The organism is Alkalibacterium sp. AK22, assembly GCF_000585255.1.
Taxonomy (GTDB): Bacteria; Bacillota; Bacilli; order Lactobacillales; family Carnobacteriaceae_A; genus Alkalibacterium.
The window spans coordinates 1-16699 of the sequence record NZ_JANL01000027.1; the positions used below are offsets into that span (position 1 = coordinate 1).

The window sequence follows — 16699 nt, forward strand, 5'->3', positions numbered from 1 at the left end:
ACCGAGTAGGTTTGTACATAAGTACAATTCTACTCGGTTTAACTTTATTTTACTCCGGTTGAGACTTTTGTCCCAGCCCCTTTTTTATTTATTGCATTTCAAACAGTGCGACCCTTCTGTTTTATGAAGGAGATTTATCTGTTTCTATAAAATAAATACACATTCAGCAAGCAGAAAAGTGTACCTAAAGTCATCAACCCGATTCCACCTGTATGGATGCCGAAAAATTCAACTCCGGCTCTATAATTCTGATAGCCCTCAAAAATCAGCCAGACCCCTCCAATGAAGCCGATCATATTGAAGAACTGTCTGCTTTTATTGTCCATGCTCTCTCCTTTCACCTTTAAAGTAACTTGAATTCTAAAAAAAGACTACTCACTTTCCAACAGCCCCTTAAAATTGTTCTGCTGTAAAAATTTTAAGTTTCTAAAGGTATAGGAGTATGTTCCCTTATCAACATTCATTAGTTTACTAAGAAGACTGCTGCTAATCCGGTCAGTCAAGTAAAAATAATAAGGTTCCCCACAGTAGGTAAAGTGAATGCAGTAATCGCCATATTGCTTTTCAAAGGAGAACCCATGAAGAGCAGTGTACTGTATGGTCGTCATATTTTGGGAGCTAAACTGATACTCGTTATCTTGAGTTAGAAGTACAAGCCTATCACTAGTAAACACAAGCCAGTACCGATTCAGCATTATTGAGCGCAATTGTAGTGAAAAGCGAATCAGTCCAAACAAATGAGGCTTATAGCCTTTTTCCATTCTCAGATAATTATGATTCACTTCAATATTCTGGTCTTTCAAAAAGTTTTCCAAACTATTTTTTTCATCCTCAAGCGTATAATCTCTTGACCTCATTTATCCTAAAGCCTTTCTTTATGCTACTCGACAGTGTATTCTGCGCTTTTTTGTTTTTTATTCATTGTTTACTGATTTCTTTACTTTCATCAGGCAGCACTAAGCTTGAAGCGACTTTTTTTCTAAAGAAAAAAGGAAAGGCCTTTATATGAGTTTCGAGACCCTTTCTATAAGCAATGCTAAGCGAACATGCCGCAATGACCTTACAATGTTCCCATTTTATCAGTTATTTCAAATAATCATCATACTCCCCAAGCTGCACAAAGTCATAACCCTGCTTTCTCAACATCTCGACGCCTTCTTTTACGCCGGCGCTGATGTCTGACTGGGGCTTGTTCATATGAAAGAGAAAAATAGAGCCTTCGCTGGCTAAGTTGAAGGCGTTGGCGATTTGTGCCTGGTTAAAGGTTCCGCCCGCATCGCCTAAAACGTTATAATTGACAGCTTTCAACCCCAATGCTTCAATGATTTCCACGGCAACGTCATCATAATAAGCCGTCCCTGATCGGAAGTAGTCCGGCGCTTCACCAGTCAATTCCTTAATGCGCGCTTGGTTTTTATAGATTTCGTCAAAGACTTCTTCCACATTTTCAGTCCCCATGATGCCATAAGCGGATTCTCCGTCAACTGACAGAGGCTTGTGGTAGTAGCCGTGATTGGCTATTTCAAACAAGGAATTTTCGGCCAGCTCATTAAACGCGTCCTCATTTACTTGAATCCACTGGGCATTGATAAAGAGTGTGGCCGGAATTTGCTCGTCTATTAGAAAACCAATCAGTTCTTCGTCATAAGAGTCTGGTGTCCCGTCGCAGGCATCTAAAGTCAGTGCCACCACTTTCTCTTCCGTGTCAATTTGCGTAATGACTCCCTCGACGTTTTCACCCCAGTCTGTAGGCCTCGCATGTTCAAATTGGTCAACGATGCTGGCTTTTAGCTGATTGTAATCTGACGCATCCTCTTCAGCTGTTTCTTCATTAGCCTCTTCAGCCTGGTCATCTTTTGATTCTTCATCAAACGCATCTGTATCGTCTAGCTCTTCACTGTCTTGTTCTTCTAGTTGCTCAGCGTTTTCTGTTATTTCTCCAGATCCCGGAGTTGCATCATTCGTCCCCTCATTCGCACAGCCAGCCGTCAATAACACTAGCATGGAAAGTAAAATCAGTTTCACCTTATGTCCCCCTAAAATGTATCTCTCTTTTATAACATTCGCTTGTATATTCATTGTAACTTTCCTAAACATCCAGTGGCAATGTTATAAAATCCAGGTTACCTTTCCCCACTAAGTATTTGCTTGACAAACGCCTCTTTACTATCTGTATACTCGGCAATGCCTTCTGAACTGTCTTCTACAAATGTGGTTTTGATGTTTTCGTATTCTTTTCTGGCCGCTGGATGGGCATTCAGGTAGTCCCTGAAGTATATAAGATTATTCCATAGTGTGCCCTTGTATTTTGTCAAATGAATAAAGTGCGTTTTGCTCTCAAACGTTTCATCTGTAAACTTGGCGAATACTATTTCATTTGTAAACTTGGCGAATACTATTTCATTTGGCCGCTCCACTTTCAGTCGATAAAAACCGCAGTCTTTTAAGCCTTTGATCAGTTCTGTCAGGTCTCCTTCCAGAGACTCGATTCCCGTAACTATATCAATGACTGGCTTGGCCATTATTCCCTTTATCGCCGTACTGCCGACATGCTCAATCTGATGAGAATCTAGACTGGTCGATTTGACCATGTTTGCTTTAACTTGTCTAAATTCTTCTTTCCAGGCATCGTCATGAGTGACTAGACGTACTTCGTTTCTTTTCAAACCTAATACCACATAAATCCTCCCCTTTACTCGACTGTCCTCAGTATAGGCCGAAAAATCAAAAAAATGCAGTCTGAAAATGAGAAATTATGTATGGTATACTATATATGCAATAATATCTTTCCCTACCACTTTACATAGGAGGTCATGACATGGCCATCACCATTCTTGCAAAAGAGATTCCAGGTTCCTTCGTGCGCTACAATATTAAATTAAATGGCAGCCACTTTATGAAGCTCTCACTTGGAGAAGAAAAGGAGCTACATTTTTCAGAACCTACAGCTGAGATTCAAATCAGACAGTTATTTGGTAAAAGCAACAAGCTGACCGTATCTGACGGGGATTGTATTGACATCAGACTCTCTCAGTGGCACATCTTGAGAATGATTAGCTATCTTTTATTTACCTATATTCTGCTCTTTTATAACCTAGTCTCAATCTCCGCTTATTTCGTATTGAGCACAGTTTTTCTCGTTGTGCTCTTTGGCTATTTTGAGACTTATGAACTAATCAAAACTGAACCAAGTGCCAGGAGATATTCAAAGTAACAGAATCTTTCACATATAAAGGAGACGATTTATGAACATCCTAATCAGACGCAACAACAGTATTCTTGCCGGAGCGATGATCAAAAGCAAAGTCTGGGTAAATGGTGAGCTGGCCGGAAAAGTGGCTCATGGTGAAGAAAAGGAAATGGACATACCCGATAAAAATTCTGTCCTGCAAGTCAAGCAGTTCAGCGGAAAGAGCAATAAGCTCGTCGTCAGTGAAGGGGATATTGTTGAAATCAGTCATGCCCCGTGGCTCATGTGGGCTTATCTCTTTTTATTCGTGCTTGTTGGTATTTTTCAAGCGCTAAACCTGTACAATACCCCCATTTTTTATATTACCCTTATTCTAATCGGTATTGTATTTTATAGAGGAGTTAACATCTTTCGTTTAACGAAACGGCATTCCTTAAAAACTTAATTATTGAAAATCCCAAAAAGCGGACAGCACCTGCTTTCTGGGATTTTTTTGTGATTAATTTGTCTGACAATCAAGACCTCCAACGACCAAATCCACCTTCAGAATTGATGATTTGACCAGTAATCCAGATTGCTTCTTCTGTCAAAAGCCACGCAATAAGTCGAGCAGGATCTTCCGGCTTTCCAAACCGATTCAGTGGAAATTTATTTTTGACCTGATTCCATGACTCCTCCGTCAAATAGCCTGTATCAACCGGACCAGGATTTACTGTGTTTACTCCAATATTTTTGTCTGCAAGCTCATCTGATAGGGTCACAGTAATATCCGCTAGAGCGCCCTTAGACGCCGCATACGCAACTTCTCCCGGCATCGGGCCGAGTCTTTGACCAGAACTCATAAAGATAATATTGCCCCTGCCCTTTTCACTCCTGTGCTGACTGGCAAAGTATTGAGCCAGTAAAATTGATGAGCGTGTGTTGACCGCCCAATGTTTATCCAGCATTTCAGGCGTCAGTTCTCCTAGGGTTCCATCACTACCGCTTAAGGCATGATTACAGACCAGACCATCAAGATACAAACCTTTATCAGCTATCTTACGCATGACTCTCTTAGGTTCTTCAGGCTTAGAAAAATCAGCACTCATTTCATGGAAGGTCGCATCTTCTATCAGCATTTCAACAACCCCGTCTTGCACCTGTTTTAGGTCGTCGGCACCCCAAGGTTGATCTTTATCGTGAGGTTGGTAATGCTGAATCACTACAGATGCTCCCCAAGCCGCCACTTGCCTGGCAATTGCATAACCAATACCCTGTATTCGGCTAACGCCTGTAATGAATAGCGTCTTGTCTTTAAGTGGATAAGGATTTCTGGATAACAGTGTCATTTACAGTCCTCTTCTCATTTAAGTTAACTTACTAATAACAGACGCTTTTCGATTTACTCTACCAGCGCGTGGTCACCCGTTTCATAGTCCAATTCAATGCCCTCCTGCTGGTTCGGTACGAAAACATTAAATGTTAGTGTTTCGCCGTCATCGTCGACAGAGAAGCCTTCCATGATAATGCCGTGGGATAAGAGGTTATCGCCTTCAAACAACGGTGTCACCCGGTAGCGAACCTGCATCTCCGTTTCTTCAACGACATTGGCTACAAAGTTTTCAAACGGCAGCATGCCTTCCACATTGAACTGGCGCGTCCCGGTCATCAAATTGTCGCGGCCGTCATAGCCGGTCATCTGATGGCCAATCAGGTGGCTGCGGTTGTAAAGCCAGTTGCCTGAAACGATGTCATAATTGCCCTGAACCCAGCCGGTCGGTTCGATATGGCCGATGGACCCGCGCTGTTCAGCCGGCATCAGATCAACATCTATCAGGGCGTCCGCCACACCCACACGTCCCAACTCATCCAGCGGTTCACAGGTATGGAAGGGGTCACTCACTTCCAGCTCTTCATTGGTAAAAAAAGGAATATTTCCGTTCACTTCGATGTAAAGTGTATCCAGCGGCAAGTCGTCCGGTCCCGGAAGCGTATCTCCGGCCAACTCATAGCCGCTGCCTGGGTCCAGCAGATCCAGGAAATCCTCGATCATATCGCAGCCGGACAGCAGCAAAGTCGCGCTGATTACCCCTGTACTCATGATTTTCTTTAGCATCTCTTTTAATCCTTTCTATGTAAAACACATGTATCTTCACGTAAAACGCTACACACCTGTAACTCGCTACAGAGTCGGCATGTTTGGCAGACAAACAGACCGCAAGCGCAAAATCTAACGCCTGCAGCCCGTCAATCCTGGCTGTAAGATGGATCTAATCAACTGATCAAAACGGCCCACAAAATGGCTAACAGTCCCAGAATGACCAAGACCGGCTTAACCGCCTGTATTTTCAGCTGCTCTCTATCTGATTGATGATCCAGCAGTTTTTTTAACTGATTCACATTTTAACCTCCAAAGCGGGCTACCCGCTTGTTTGTGCTGCCCACTCTCGCCTTTCTTGCTCAAGGCTTTAAATGCTGCTTGGCTTCCTCACGCTCAGGCTGACAAAAAGAACATTAAAATACCTAAGACAGCCAGAATAACAGGGAATAGCTGGATCACGATAGCTAAAAGGGACAGGACTTTCATCCATTTTTCGACGTGATGCTCTCTAGAATAATTCAAAACGTATAGGGCAGTCCCAATCCCAATAATTGGAACAAGAAAACCTAACACGACAAAAATCCCCAGCTTGAGTGACTCATCACGCTTTGCTTGCTGTTGGTCGATATGTACTCCTCCTCACTTCAGCGTCTCGGCACTTTACCGGACGGACGATTGACTTTTTTCTTTCTAGTATAAAAAATAAACAGGTAAAAAGCTAGCAGTGAAATAATATACGGGATGCGCAGGTTAATCACCGTCTGGCTGATTACAAACTCATAGGCATAATTGTACAAAAACAAAAAGACTAAAAAGGAAAAAGCGATGGCGACGGTCGACTGTTCTTTTTTCATGGCAAACATCCTCCTCAAAATAAAACTAACTTACCTTTATATTTTACCATAGATTCTTTTGCAGACACTCTGCGCTTGCCTGAAAAAGAGAACAAAGGGTGTCTGATTGGTGAACACTGAGCCGTCCTTCTACCACTTTCTGCAGGGCCATAATCGTCGGCGTTGGGCCTATGCACTGTTAAGTTGCCGGCATCACAGAGAGGGTTCTTTTTTAGAAACAAAGCCTACAATAAGGGCTATAATACTTATAATGATAAACATCGGGGAAAGCACAAGGAACGGGAGCTGGCTGATTATAGCCAGCACAGCAAGGATTTTGACCCACTTTTCAGTAACCTGCTTGTGAGCATAGATCAGCACGTAAATGGCAAAAGCAATCCCCATGACTGGAACAACAAAAGCTAAAATAATAAGAACGGATAACATGAGCAGCTCATGATCCAACGTATGCTGCTGACGGCTGATAGGCGACACTCCTTTCTTCAGGCGTTCGCTGTAGCGAAGAGAACGCATGCATTTTTTACAGTTTAGCAGATAATGCAGTGAATAGCTCTAGCAAATAGTTAATATCTGAGTTATGAAGGTTCATCGAGGGCAAAAATAAACTCTCATGATGTACAAACAAGGCATCCAACTTCATTTGGATGCCTTGTTTTATGGATTTGCATGTTTAAGTTTACTGAATTCCCGCATCTTCGCTATCGGTTTCATCTTGTATGGCTTTAAGCCGATTGGGAAAGTCGGTAATGATGGCAAACAGAAGCAGCGGATTTAGCTTTTTCAGCTCCTCCGGCTCATTGATGGTCCAGGTGCTGATGGCCTTGCCATTTTTGTGGGCGGCCTGTACCACCTCTTCAGTTACACTATCTTTTTTCAAATGAATAAAGTCCACCTGCAAGTGGGTAGCGTCTTCAACGACTTGCTCATCAAAATGAGGCACCAGCAGAGCGGTCTGAACACTTGGCAGCCGGCTGGCAAAGCGTGCGAGGCGTTCATGAAAAAAGGACGACACAATTAACCGCTTTTGGATACCGGCTTCATGGATGACTTCTGCTACCTGGTCTTCCAGTTCCCGGTCAGTCTCATCTTTCATTTTCAGCTCGATATTTGTCAGTAGTGGCTTGTCCTTGACCCATTTTAAATACTCAGCCAGTGTGGGGATAGTCTGCGCCTTTAAATCCGAAAGGAAAGGATCATTGACTTTAAACGCCTGAAGTTCCTTTAAAGTAAAGCTGTTCACCTTGCCTCTTCCTTCAGTCAGCCGGTCAACATATTCGTCATGGAAAATCACGACTTTCTTGTCTCTGGTCAGCCGGACATCCAGCTCGATCCCATCTGCTCCGGCTTCATAGGCTTGTTCAAAGGCCAGCATCGTGTTTTCAGGATAAGAGCCGCTGTAACCCCGGTGGGCAAAATTTTTGGTTCGCACTGTCCCGTCCCCTCTCAGACTGCTGTCGTTGCTTCTTTTCCTCGCTTTCATTTTAGCTTTTTTCCTGTCAGTTCGCTATCGATAGCTTTTTTCTGCTCCCGTTTTCCAGCTATTCAGCTCATACAAAAGACCGCATGCCCAGCACGAGAGCGGAGCCGATTTCAAAAGAGCGACTGCTTGTACCCTTTTGAACCCGCTCTGCCTCTGTACGCTGACATCCGGCCTTCTTTTCATAAATCCTTAATCAACGGCTTGATATTAAACCGTTGGGACGCTGACGTCCAAATGCTTGGCTACTTCTTCTGCTAGTTCAGGTGTGACTTGGTGGAACAGCTTCAGCTGACGCTCAACAATCTGCTGGTCGCGTACACCGCTCAGGTGATCAGCAAAGTTCTTGTACAGACGGCTGCGCTCATCTTCAGACATAACTTCCGTGATCAGCTTGCGCGGCTGGGAGAAGTGGTCGTCATTATCATAGCCCACACTGTCTGCTTCGCCAGACACTTTGAACGGCTTGATTTTATCTTCTTTAGATTCCTTGATGCCGTCATAGCTGTTCGGCTCATAGTTCACTTTGCTGCCGCTGCTCTGGTAAGCCATGGAGCCGGCACGCTGGTGATTTCTCACTTCTGCTTTTGGTGAGTTGATCGGCAGCTGGTTGTGATTTGTGCCGACACGGTAGCGGTGTGCATCCGCATAAGCAAACAGACGACCCTGCAGCATCTTGTCCGGTGATGCTTCCACTCCCGGTACAAAGTTACCTGGTGAGAACGTGGACTGCTCGACTTCTTCAAAGTAGTTTTCAGGATTGCGGTCCAGGACCATTTTACCGACTTCAATCAGCGGGTAGTCCTGGTGAGACCAGACTTTTGTGATATCGAAGGGATCGTAGGCATACTGCGCCGCTTCCGCTTCCGGCATGATCTGAACTTTCAGTGTCCAAGACGGGAAGTCTCCTTCTGCAATGGCGTTGAACAGATCTTCCGTATGGTAGTCCGGATGTTCACCTGCTAGCTTGTCAGCTACGTCCGGTGCCATGTTTTTGACGCCCTGATCAGTTCTGAAGTGGTATTTCACCCAGAAAGACTCGCCGTCTTTATTGACCCATTTGAAGGTGTGACTGCCGTATCCGTGCATGTGACGAAGCGTTGCCGGGATACCGCGGTCAGAATGCAGCAGCGTGATCTGATGCAGGGATTCCGGAGACAGAGACCAGAAGTCCCAGACCATGTTCGGGTCTTTCAGGTTAGTCTGCGGGTGACGTTTTTGTGTATGAATAAAGTCCGGGAACTTGATTGCATCACGGATAAAGAAGATCGGCGTATTGTTTCCGACGATGTCATAGTTTCCTTCGTCTGTGTAAAACTTGACAGCGAAGCCGCGCGGGTCACGAACAGTATCAGCTGAACCGAGTTCTCCAGCTACTGTTGAGAAACGGATAAACATCGGAGTTTCCTTGCCTTCTTCAGAAAACAAGTCAGCCTTTGTGTACTGGGCAATATCAGGATTGGTGACCGTGAATTTTCCATGAGCACCGGCACCTTTGGCATGCACAACACGCTCAGGAACACGTTCACGGTTAAAATGAGCAAGTTTTTCAATCAGGTGTACATCCTGAATCAGTGTCGGACCATTATGTCCGGCAGTCAGTGAGTGCTGGTTGTCTCCGACAGGGGCGCCGGTAGAAGTTGTCAGTTTGTTTTTATCTTCGATCATGGTATGTATCTCTCCTTAGATTTTATAGACTACTATATTATAATAGATGCAATCTGCCAATTACAAGGGACTTTGCAAAACTTCCTGCTTTTTTCAGCTTTAGACCGTTTCCAGTTGAAATAGAGGCAAACATGTGTTAACTTTAACATCATAAGAAACTTACAAATCATACATAAGGAGACTCATCTATTATGAAAAAACTTACTGCCAAAACACTGCTGCTGTCGCTGACTGCTCTTGTTTCTGTCATGCTAATCGCTTTAATGTCGGACATTTTGCCTGCTTACAGTGAACACGGGCGTTCAATGATCGTCGGCACACTGGCCTATATCGCCATGGGCGCAATTGTGGTTTCCAAGCCATTGAACAACAAGCACATCGCTGCGGCTTCCGGTATCGCCAGTGTCGGCTTCATTGCCGCTCACATTCTCATTGAAGCAGCCCTATTCTCAACTATGGGCATCGCTGCCGTAACCAACCCGTTCGGCTATGCAGCGATTGCGGCTTTTGTTCTTGCCGGTGCGGCTTTTGCCTTCAGCAAGTTCACATCATTCAGCAATCTGAGCCTGTACATCAACGGCTTTATGACAGCGGGTGTGACCCTGGTTTATTACCACGTCGCTTCCCTAGCGCCGGTTCGCGCGTCACTGCTATTCTTCATCCCGTTTACCCTGTTCTTCGCATGGACAGTTGCCCAGTACGGCTTGCAGGTTTCTGAAGCTGTTCAGACCCGCAGACAGACTGCTTAAGCAAAACCATAAACAACAAGCTCCCTTCCATTGAGAAAGGGAGCTTGTTTGATATACTAGTCATACTTCGCAGAAGAAAATTCTCATGCTAAAGGAGCTCAAAAAAATGGATCCCTTATGGTTAATGCTCAGCATTCCCTTTACCGCAATATTAATTATTGCCGGCGCGAGACAATTTCAAAAACACAAAGAAGCCAAGGAAGAAATAAAAAAGGAAGAAAAGCTGTCGCGTCCCAGAGATAAAGATTAAAAGGGTTCAGTATAGGTGAATGGCATCCTATTGACACAAAAACGGCAGCTTTTAAATCAGTTTTCTGGCATTAAGACCAGTTGCTTAGGCCTCTCTTTTTAACTAGTCTCTATCAAAAGCTTTGAGACGCGTTTATAAAAGAGTATGAGTTGAAGGGTTTTAATACTGATCTTCACACTCTTTCATCAAGCACAAGTAAACGCAACTGGTCATTAAAAAGCTCTTAAAGCTGAGAAAAAGCCTATTGCTTTCTACTATAATATACAAGGTGCATGCCTCTTTTATTTCTTAAACACCAAAATGAAGCAACAAGTAGCTAGTTACATGTAACAGTATCGCACTTGATGTTACTACAAACATGATTCTCTCAGTTTTTGATAAGCTTCTTTGCCTGCTGGTTCTCTTTAGCACTCTATAATATGCTAATGTAGATATTAGCATTAAACCCATCGCAATTTCATTAATATTTTCTAAAATAGTGACCAATTGTTGCATCTCCTTTAAATTTCGTAATCGTGCAACAGAGTGTCTCATCCTTATTTCATTCTTTTTCTTTGCATAATCATACTTGCTATTATAATCATGCTCATTATCAGTATCAGTTCCAATAAATTTAATCTTTCCTACTTGTATATTCGATTATACTCCTCTGTGTGAAACCGTCCGAGTAGTTTATCTAAAATTACGTTAATTCCTATTCCTTGTAGAGCCCCCATGAGCAGGTTTACCCATAACGCTGTATCAGCATTCGGCAAAAACAAAAGGATTAATACAGTCAGCCCTAATTTTAATCCAAACAAATTTGCATCTCTTGAAGCCATAATACCTCTCCTTATAAAAAAACATAAATTAACATTAACATGTACATCAAAAGGTTACAACAAAAAAGAGCAGTTCCCTGAACCACTCTCTTTTTAAGTCACTAATTTCTCTTTTGAACAGGAATCTACCTTTTCTAGTCTGGCTTCAGCCCTTATATATACTAACTTCAGTCAAGCGTTTTTATGGCCTTCAGTACTCATACAATTTATGTAGCCTCCAGTAGTCCGGAATACGGCTCCTTGACATGTTAAGGAAATAGTTATTACCCGGTTCGATCGTGCCCCACACTTCATCTATTCTGACCTCTTTTACCTGACCAGCTTCTGTTTCATATTCAACTGTCTGGTTTTCTCTGATCCTAATTTCCGATTCCTCTACTCCATCAAAATAGATATGATAGACACTATCAATTTTCTCTTTATGTGTAACCTGTGCATAGCCATAGAATGACAGGTTAGCTGCGAAGAAATAGACCCATATAAACAGCACAGCCAGTATACTTACTGTTAAAAGCAGCCAATGTTTTTTGATTGTATTCAAACGTTCACCTCCTTTAATCATTGTACTTAAAACAATTATAATATCAACTTGTCTTGAGTAGATTTAGCCGCATCTCTATGATAGGGTTAATACATACTAATGCAAGGAGGTTCATCATGGATTCAATATGGTTACTCTTAGGCATTCCACTACTCGGTTCAATGATCTGGGGGCTCTCTCTTCGTATGAAGTATTATAAAAATGACACAGATAAGCGGGACAAAATGTAAGCTGCTCTTTTATATTAAAGAGCCTATGAAAAGATAATTCCAGCATTTTTACTTTATTCACCTACAAAAAAACACTATAGACGGGAGAAAAAATAATGTACCGTGTAAAATCAAATCTATTTCTTACAGGCATACTTACTTTTATGGGGTTATTGATGTTTATATTAATGCCGCCTTCAATAGTTGAACATTCATTACTTCCTTTTTTCTTCGGGATACTTTTTTCAATTGGCCTAGGACCTACACCGCTACTATTTTCTGAAAAAGTTGTTCACTTTTTTCTTTTATCTATCACTTTAATTTTATTTGTTTTTTTCTCTCGATACCTCTCTGTTCCTTTTTATTTGTTGGGGATAACAGCCCAAAAATTTTATACAACTGACAAAAATAGAAAGCGTTAGTTTATTTATGTGTACTACTTATCTATGCCGCTAACATTATTCATTTATAATTACACAGATAAGCGGGACAAAATGTAAGATGCGAACCACTATTAATTCTTTCAGTAAAGGGGCTTACCTCATGTCAAAAAGAAAAAAAGAACGACTAGTGATTATTTTCTTTGTTTTACTTGTCAGCTTTTTTGCAAATAGAGCCTTATTTGCCGCAGTTTTAATAGAAAACACCCTACTGGTGCTGTTTTTTGCTTTTGCTTTATTTATCCTATTCAAAGGACTACATACTTTTTATGCTGTTTTTATAAAACCTCGTCACTCTAAATAGACCGACTGCAGCAAAACTCCCTCTCGAATAAGCCGGAAGGGAGTTTTAGTGCTTTACATTCAATCGCAGGCAAGTGCCTGAATACGTATTTTGATTGTTCTGGCTTACACAAATTACTGCTATGATATAGTCTCCAATGCTCTAATCAGTGTCACACAAGGCACCCCATCTTCCAGGTAGGGATCTCCTGTTTTTACATAGCCCAGTTTTTCATAAAAAGAAGCGGCCGTCAGTTCACCGTGGACCTCCGACTGGCTACAGCCCTGTTTTTGGGCATGGGTCTCCAGCTCCCGGACAATCTGCTCACCCAGTCCCTGGCCCCGGTAATCTTTCAAAACGCAGATTCGCCCCGGCCGGACAGTCTGTTCGCCTACCTTGATATAGCGTCCTGTTGCCACAGGCTTATTCCCGTCATAAATAACGGTATAGACCCGCTTATCGTGGTCCTCCGCATCGAATTCGTCTGCCAGATCGATCTCTCTTTCTAGCACAAAGACAGTCATCCGAACATAATAAGCAGCGGCTTGATTCCATGGTTCATTCCCAGTATGCAGGCTCCATGCTTGGTTACTTTGTGTTCCGTGGTCGCTCATTTTGACTCTCCCCTTTCTGCATTTCCGTGTGATCCCCTTCTTTTTAGTATATCATAGAGATAGAGACACTTATTTACAGGAACCTCCTGCAAATAAGCGGTCATCAAACTGAGAGAGTATGAGGGAAACTACGCTATGCGCAATATCGAATTAACAATCGAATACGACGGCGGTCGCTATCAGGGTTGGCAACGGCTCAAGCACACCGACAAAACCATTCAAGGTAAAATCGAACACATTCTGACACAAATCACAGGATCTCAGACCGACATTATCGGATCTGGTCGCACAGATGCCGGTACACATGCCAGAGGTCAGGTCGCTAATTTTAAAACAGAGTCTGATATGGATCTGCAGGCGATGCAGGAAGTTTTGATTAAAAACCTGCCTCAGGACATTATCGTCAAAGAAATCGAGGAAGTCCACGACCGCTTCCATGCCCGCTACAATGCAACAAAAAAACAGTACAGCTACTACGTCTGGAACCAGCTCATTCCGTCTGCTTTCGAGCGCAACTACAGCTTTCACTATCCCGAAGCGCTGGATATGGAAAAAATGCAGGCGGCCTGCGAGAAACTGACTGGGCAGCATGATTTTATCGGCTTTTCAGCTCTCAAGAAGTCAAAGAAATCCACCATCCGCACACTGGACCACATCACCATCGAAAAAGACGGCAGTATGCTTCACTTTACCTTTAAAGGAAAAAGTTTCCTGCATAAAATGGTCCGCATTCTGACTGGTACGATTTTAGAAATCGGCAGCGGTACTTTAGAATTGGACAGCATTGACGAAGTATTTGAAAGTGGCGTCAGAAGCGAGGCCGGCTTAACCGTCCCAGCTCAAGGCCTGTTTTTAGATAGAGTGAGTTACGACTGATTTTTATCAATGTTCAGTAGGAAATAAGAAGGATAATTAAAATGAAATGCAAAACCAGAAATAAAACCAGGCAGCTATTGTTTATCACACTACTTTCTCTTATACTGCTAACCGGCTGCCAATCGAATGATTTATTTGGCAATGAAGCAGATAACGTTGCGTCTATAGAAGTCAGAGCGTATGATTCAGACGAACTGGTCACGACAATTACTGACGCTTCTTTTACCGAGTCCCTGGTTCAGGAATTGGAGTCTGCCAATTCCGCTTCAACTACAAATATGGATATTCCTAACCCTGACTACCGCTTGTTATTTCTGGACAGTGACGATATGGTTATTCAAGCAATCGGCTATTACACCGAGGAGAAAGACTATGGTGTGGTTGGCCGCTATCTGGCTTCTGATTTGCATCTTGCGGTCACCACAGAACTGCCGATAGAAGAAGAGGAATAGACATGAAAAAGCTGTCTTTTAAGCATAAAGTCTATCTATTTGTTGGGATTTTAGGCCTCTTAGCATTTATAGCAGATGGTTTGAATTTAGTTGAACTCAATCGCTATAATGGCTTGATGGCTATTTTACTGCTGACCATCCTTTTTTCCAGTATTCAGTACTACGCCGCAAAAAAAGGCTTGGATACATTCTTGAGTATCAATAGAGATTACCAAATACGAAAACTCTGGAACAAAGAAAAGCGGGTTGATTGGGAAGAAGTTAAAAAGAAGCAGCTAAGATGGACGCCGGCACTAGCCGGACTGTCTCTTGTTCTATGAATTATACTTATTTTTACAGGCGACACTTACACCACTGCTTTGATCAGTATTTGGGCAGTCACTTTATTTGCCTATACCCTGTACACTCGTCCCCTGAAAAAACAGCAGTATAAACGTGGAGGTATCTCAGGTGAAAAATCTTAAAGAGTTAAGCTATTCATCAAAAAGGTTAATTGAGGAACTTTTTGATCTGGTTGGAACAGTTATCTTTTCGATTTTCTAGTTTTATCTTTTGAAATATTAACCAATTCGTTCAACAAATACTTAGAACGAGGTAGTTCTTATTCTTACAAGTAAAATATCTTGCAAAATAAATAGTGAACAGGAAAAAACCTTGAGTAATCAAGGTTTTTTCCTGTTCACACTATCTAATCAATTATGGACAGTCTAGAGTCCACTTCTACATTGAATTGCAGCTCATAGGTTGAAGCACCTTTTGATAAAGCAGAAAAAATGGCTTCCAGTTCTTTATTTATAGCTTCTTTACTAGCGTAATAACCCAAGACATCAGAAGATTCACCCCAAAAAGTTTCCTTATTTACTCCAATTAATGAGCCATAGGGCTGATGTTTTTTTGGTTTAAATACCTTGCCTGTTTTGAATTTATAGTAGTTGGCCATAGTAGTAGAGTCACTACTTTTGATTGTGATTTTGTTGGTGACTGAGTTGAGTGCCTGTTTCTCTTCATTTTTGGCCGTATCACCTAATAAATAATCGTAAGAGACATTGAACAATTCAGCTAATTCACTCAACCTTTTTAAATCCGGTGTGGCATCTCCTAGTTCGTATTTTGATATAGTCTGTCTGGAGACAGCTAACTTCTCTGCTAAGTCTTCTTGAGACAGTGAATGGTCTTTTCTTAAGGATTTTAATTTATCATTGAACATGAGGTTGCTCCTTTTTCATAATTGTTACAACCATGATAATGTAACAACTCGCCTATATCTATCACTTAACCGTGGAATAAACGCAACTACAGGTTGCAAAGTAGTCAAATCATATTTTAAGAGAGCTAACTTTGCATCTTATTCAAATTAGGAAAAACAATTTTAGAAAGTCTTGCATCACAAATACTCTATGCCTTCTGGAAGTGTATTGGCTAGTATGATATAAAGAATCAGCATAAACGGTCCTGGTTAAGCAGAAAAACCTATCTCACTCTTGTCGGTGCTAGCCCGAAATATTCGGCAATCCCACCACAGACTCCGGCAATTGATTTGTTGTCTACTGATTTTCTTAATTTTCTATTTTTCATGTATGTAGTCTCCTTCATAATCAGGGTCTTATTATACGTAAAATTTACTGTTAGTATATATTAGCAAAGTTAAAGTCCAGAAAAATCATTGGTACTAACTGTATGCTACCTTTAATTTATAGCTTTGAATTATTCAAAATTTATAGCTTTTTTGTCTTTTTTATTGCTAGTAAACTTAAAGGTTTAAAGTAAAGAGGGAATTATTTCTGCAATCAACCCAATGCTCGAAAAAATGAACATTATAAATGTTGTTAAAAACAGATACTTATCTTTTTCAGTTATAATCATTCCTAAAACAGAAATAAGAGCCAAAGCTAAAAATGAAGTAGATAAAGATGCCTCATTCACTAAACTGGAAAATAAAAAAAGCATAAAAATAAGTATCAGTGAAATGGCCGATGATATTATGATTTTACGTTTCACGAGACTCCTCCTTTACTTCGAATTATATTTCCTTAATATTCATATATTTGAATTAAGCCGTCAGATCTAATTTTTGCGGCCTCCTTCTTAATCATAGACTTATTCTAAATAGGGTTAATCGTTTACTCTGATCTATACACTCAGAAGAACGCCTACTCACTATCCCAAATAATTACCTGAATAATTCATAGCTCCAA

General features: G+C 41.7%; 26 protein-coding genes. 9 read left to right on the top strand and 17 right to left on the bottom strand.

The genetic code is table 11. From position 1 onward, the window contains the following. Positions 1 to 134 precede the first annotated feature (134 nt). The 3 genes from ADIAL_RS05580 to ADIAL_RS05595 all read right to left on the bottom strand — a co-directional run bounded on the left by ADIAL_RS05580 (position 135) and on the right by ADIAL_RS05595 (position 2678). On the bottom strand, positions 135 to 326 hold the full coding sequence (locus tag ADIAL_RS05580) for a hypothetical protein (RefSeq protein WP_034301078.1): 192 nt from the start codon (positions 324 to 326) through the stop codon (positions 135 to 137). A 757-nt stretch (positions 327 to 1083) separates the two neighbouring features. After that, positions 1084 to 2025: a polysaccharide deacetylase family protein gene (locus tag ADIAL_RS05590; protein WP_051503746.1), complete on the bottom strand. Its 942-nt coding sequence runs from the start codon at positions 2023 to 2025 to the stop codon at positions 1084 to 1086. A 98-nt stretch (positions 2026 to 2123) separates the two neighbouring features. Next, complete coding sequence (locus ADIAL_RS05595) at positions 2124 to 2678, bottom strand: GrpB family protein (protein WP_034301083.1); 555 nt, start codon at positions 2676 to 2678, stop codon at positions 2124 to 2126. A 140-nt stretch (positions 2679 to 2818) separates the two neighbouring features. On the opposite strand from ADIAL_RS05595, the gene ADIAL_RS05600 reads away from it, so the two are divergent. Together ADIAL_RS05600 and ADIAL_RS05605 are read left to right on the top strand one after the other, a co-directional pair. Continuing rightward, positions 2819 to 3214: a hypothetical protein gene (locus tag ADIAL_RS05600; protein ID WP_034301086.1), complete on the top strand. Its 396-nt coding sequence runs from the start codon at positions 2819 to 2821 to the stop codon at positions 3212 to 3214. Between the two features lie 31 nt (positions 3215 to 3245). After that, the gene (locus tag ADIAL_RS05605; RefSeq protein ID WP_034301088.1) at positions 3246 to 3635 is read left to right on the top strand and encodes a hypothetical protein; all 390 of its coding nucleotides are present in this window, start codon (positions 3246 to 3248) and stop codon (positions 3633 to 3635) included. Positions 3636 to 3705: 70 nt separating this feature from the next. Here the strand turns inward: ADIAL_RS05605 and ADIAL_RS05610 are convergent, their stop codons facing one another. From ADIAL_RS05610 to ADIAL_RS05640, 8 genes are all read right to left on the bottom strand, one after another. Further along, positions 3706 to 4518 (bottom strand): SDR family oxidoreductase, encoded by an 813-nt coding sequence (locus ADIAL_RS05610; RefSeq protein ID WP_034301091.1) that lies wholly within the window; start codon positions 4516 to 4518, stop codon positions 3706 to 3708. A gap of 53 nt (positions 4519 to 4571) precedes the next feature. Next, on the bottom strand, positions 4572 to 5285 hold the full coding sequence (locus tag ADIAL_RS05615) for a DNA/RNA non-specific endonuclease (protein WP_034301095.1): 714 nt from the start codon (positions 5283 to 5285) through the stop codon (positions 4572 to 4574). A 158-nt stretch (positions 5286 to 5443) separates the two neighbouring features. Continuing rightward, a complete protein-coding gene (locus ADIAL_RS11605; RefSeq protein WP_269317607.1) occupies positions 5444 to 5569 on the bottom strand; it encodes a hypothetical protein in 126 nt (41 codons plus the stop codon). Between the two features lie 94 nt (positions 5570 to 5663). Beyond that, positions 5664 to 5843, bottom strand: coding sequence for a hypothetical protein (locus tag ADIAL_RS05620; protein ID WP_034301097.1), 180 nt, complete (start codon positions 5841 to 5843; stop codon positions 5664 to 5666). 71 nt (positions 5844 to 5914) lie between these two features. Then, positions 5915 to 6124 carry a hypothetical protein gene (locus tag ADIAL_RS05625; protein WP_034301099.1) on the bottom strand — a complete coding sequence of 70 codons (210 nt, stop codon included), beginning with the start codon at positions 6122 to 6124 and terminating at the stop codon, positions 5915 to 5917. 192 nt (positions 6125 to 6316) lie between these two features. Then, positions 6317 to 6637 (bottom strand): hypothetical protein, encoded by a 321-nt coding sequence (locus ADIAL_RS05630; RefSeq protein WP_155849184.1) that lies wholly within the window; start codon positions 6635 to 6637, stop codon positions 6317 to 6319. Between the two features lie 163 nt (positions 6638 to 6800). Next, a complete protein-coding gene (locus tag ADIAL_RS05635) occupies positions 6801 to 7553 on the bottom strand; it encodes a glycerophosphodiester phosphodiesterase (RefSeq protein WP_034301132.1) in 753 nt (250 codons plus the stop codon). Positions 7554 to 7811: 258 nt separating this feature from the next. Further along, on the bottom strand, positions 7812 to 9269 hold the full coding sequence (locus ADIAL_RS05640) for a catalase (protein WP_034301103.1): 1458 nt from the start codon (positions 9267 to 9269) through the stop codon (positions 7812 to 7814). A 191-nt stretch (positions 9270 to 9460) separates the two neighbouring features. On the opposite strand from ADIAL_RS05640, the gene ADIAL_RS05645 reads away from it, so the two are divergent. Both ADIAL_RS05645 and ADIAL_RS11370 read left to right on the top strand, forming a co-directional pair. After that, on the top strand, positions 9461 to 10018 hold the full coding sequence (locus ADIAL_RS05645) for a hypothetical protein (RefSeq protein ID WP_034301106.1): 558 nt from the start codon (positions 9461 to 9463) through the stop codon (positions 10016 to 10018). A 106-nt stretch (positions 10019 to 10124) separates the two neighbouring features. Further along, complete coding sequence (locus ADIAL_RS11370) at positions 10125 to 10268, top strand: hypothetical protein (protein ID WP_155849185.1); 144 nt, start codon at positions 10125 to 10127, stop codon at positions 10266 to 10268. A gap of 623 nt (positions 10269 to 10891) precedes the next feature. Here ADIAL_RS11370 and ADIAL_RS05650 read toward each other — a convergent pair. After that, positions 10892 to 11089, bottom strand: a complete 198-nt coding sequence (locus tag ADIAL_RS05650) for a hypothetical protein (RefSeq protein ID WP_034301108.1) — start codon at positions 11087 to 11089, stop codon at positions 10892 to 10894. Between the two features lie 190 nt (positions 11090 to 11279). Continuing rightward, complete coding sequence (locus ADIAL_RS05655; RefSeq protein WP_034301110.1) at positions 11280 to 11630, bottom strand: hypothetical protein; 351 nt, start codon at positions 11628 to 11630, stop codon at positions 11280 to 11282. Positions 11631 to 11955: 325 nt separating this feature from the next. Here ADIAL_RS05655 and ADIAL_RS05660 point away from each other — a divergent pair, with 325 nt between their 5' ends. Both ADIAL_RS05660 and ADIAL_RS05665 read left to right on the top strand, forming a co-directional pair. Further along, a complete protein-coding gene (locus ADIAL_RS05660; RefSeq protein ID WP_034301113.1) occupies positions 11956 to 12261 on the top strand; it encodes a hypothetical protein in 306 nt (101 codons plus the stop codon). Positions 12262 to 12382: 121 nt separating this feature from the next. Continuing rightward, the gene (locus ADIAL_RS05665; protein WP_034301115.1) at positions 12383 to 12583 is read left to right on the top strand and encodes a hypothetical protein; all 201 of its coding nucleotides are present in this window, start codon (positions 12383 to 12385) and stop codon (positions 12581 to 12583) included. 119 nt (positions 12584 to 12702) lie between these two features. Here the strand turns inward: ADIAL_RS05665 and ADIAL_RS05670 are convergent, their stop codons facing one another. Beyond that, positions 12703 to 13176 carry a GNAT family N-acetyltransferase gene (locus ADIAL_RS05670; RefSeq protein ID WP_081757693.1) on the bottom strand — a complete coding sequence of 158 codons (474 nt, stop codon included), beginning with the start codon at positions 13174 to 13176 and terminating at the stop codon, positions 12703 to 12705. Between the two features lie 135 nt (positions 13177 to 13311). Here ADIAL_RS05670 and truA point away from each other — a divergent pair, with 135 nt between their 5' ends. Genes truA through ADIAL_RS05685 form a run of 3 tightly spaced genes read left to right on the top strand, consistent with a single transcriptional unit; the run spans position 13312 to position 14824 of the window. After that, the gene (truA, locus tag ADIAL_RS05675; RefSeq protein ID WP_034301118.1) at positions 13312 to 14052 is read left to right on the top strand and encodes a tRNA pseudouridine(38-40) synthase TruA; all 741 of its coding nucleotides are present in this window, start codon (positions 13312 to 13314) and stop codon (positions 14050 to 14052) included. Positions 14053 to 14093: 41 nt separating this feature from the next. After that, a complete protein-coding gene (locus tag ADIAL_RS05680) occupies positions 14094 to 14504 on the top strand; it encodes a hypothetical protein (RefSeq protein WP_034301120.1) in 411 nt (136 codons plus the stop codon). A 2-nt stretch (positions 14505 to 14506) separates the two neighbouring features. Then, positions 14507 to 14824, top strand: a complete 318-nt coding sequence (locus ADIAL_RS05685) for a hypothetical protein (protein WP_034301122.1) — start codon at positions 14507 to 14509, stop codon at positions 14822 to 14824. A gap of 368 nt (positions 14825 to 15192) precedes the next feature. Here the strand turns inward: ADIAL_RS05685 and ADIAL_RS05690 are convergent, their stop codons facing one another. The 3 genes from ADIAL_RS05690 to ADIAL_RS11375 all read right to left on the bottom strand — a co-directional run bounded on the left by ADIAL_RS05690 (position 15193) and on the right by ADIAL_RS11375 (position 16502). Continuing rightward, the gene (locus tag ADIAL_RS05690) at positions 15193 to 15711 is read right to left on the bottom strand and encodes a helix-turn-helix domain-containing protein (protein WP_034301126.1); all 519 of its coding nucleotides are present in this window, start codon (positions 15709 to 15711) and stop codon (positions 15193 to 15195) included. A gap of 263 nt (positions 15712 to 15974) precedes the next feature. Next, a complete protein-coding gene (locus ADIAL_RS11230) occupies positions 15975 to 16079 on the bottom strand; it encodes a PspC domain-containing protein (RefSeq protein ID WP_155849186.1) in 105 nt (34 codons plus the stop codon). A 183-nt stretch (positions 16080 to 16262) separates the two neighbouring features. Then, the gene (locus ADIAL_RS11375) at positions 16263 to 16502 is read right to left on the bottom strand and encodes a hypothetical protein (protein ID WP_155849187.1); all 240 of its coding nucleotides are present in this window, start codon (positions 16500 to 16502) and stop codon (positions 16263 to 16265) included. Positions 16503 to 16699 lie beyond the last annotated feature (197 nt).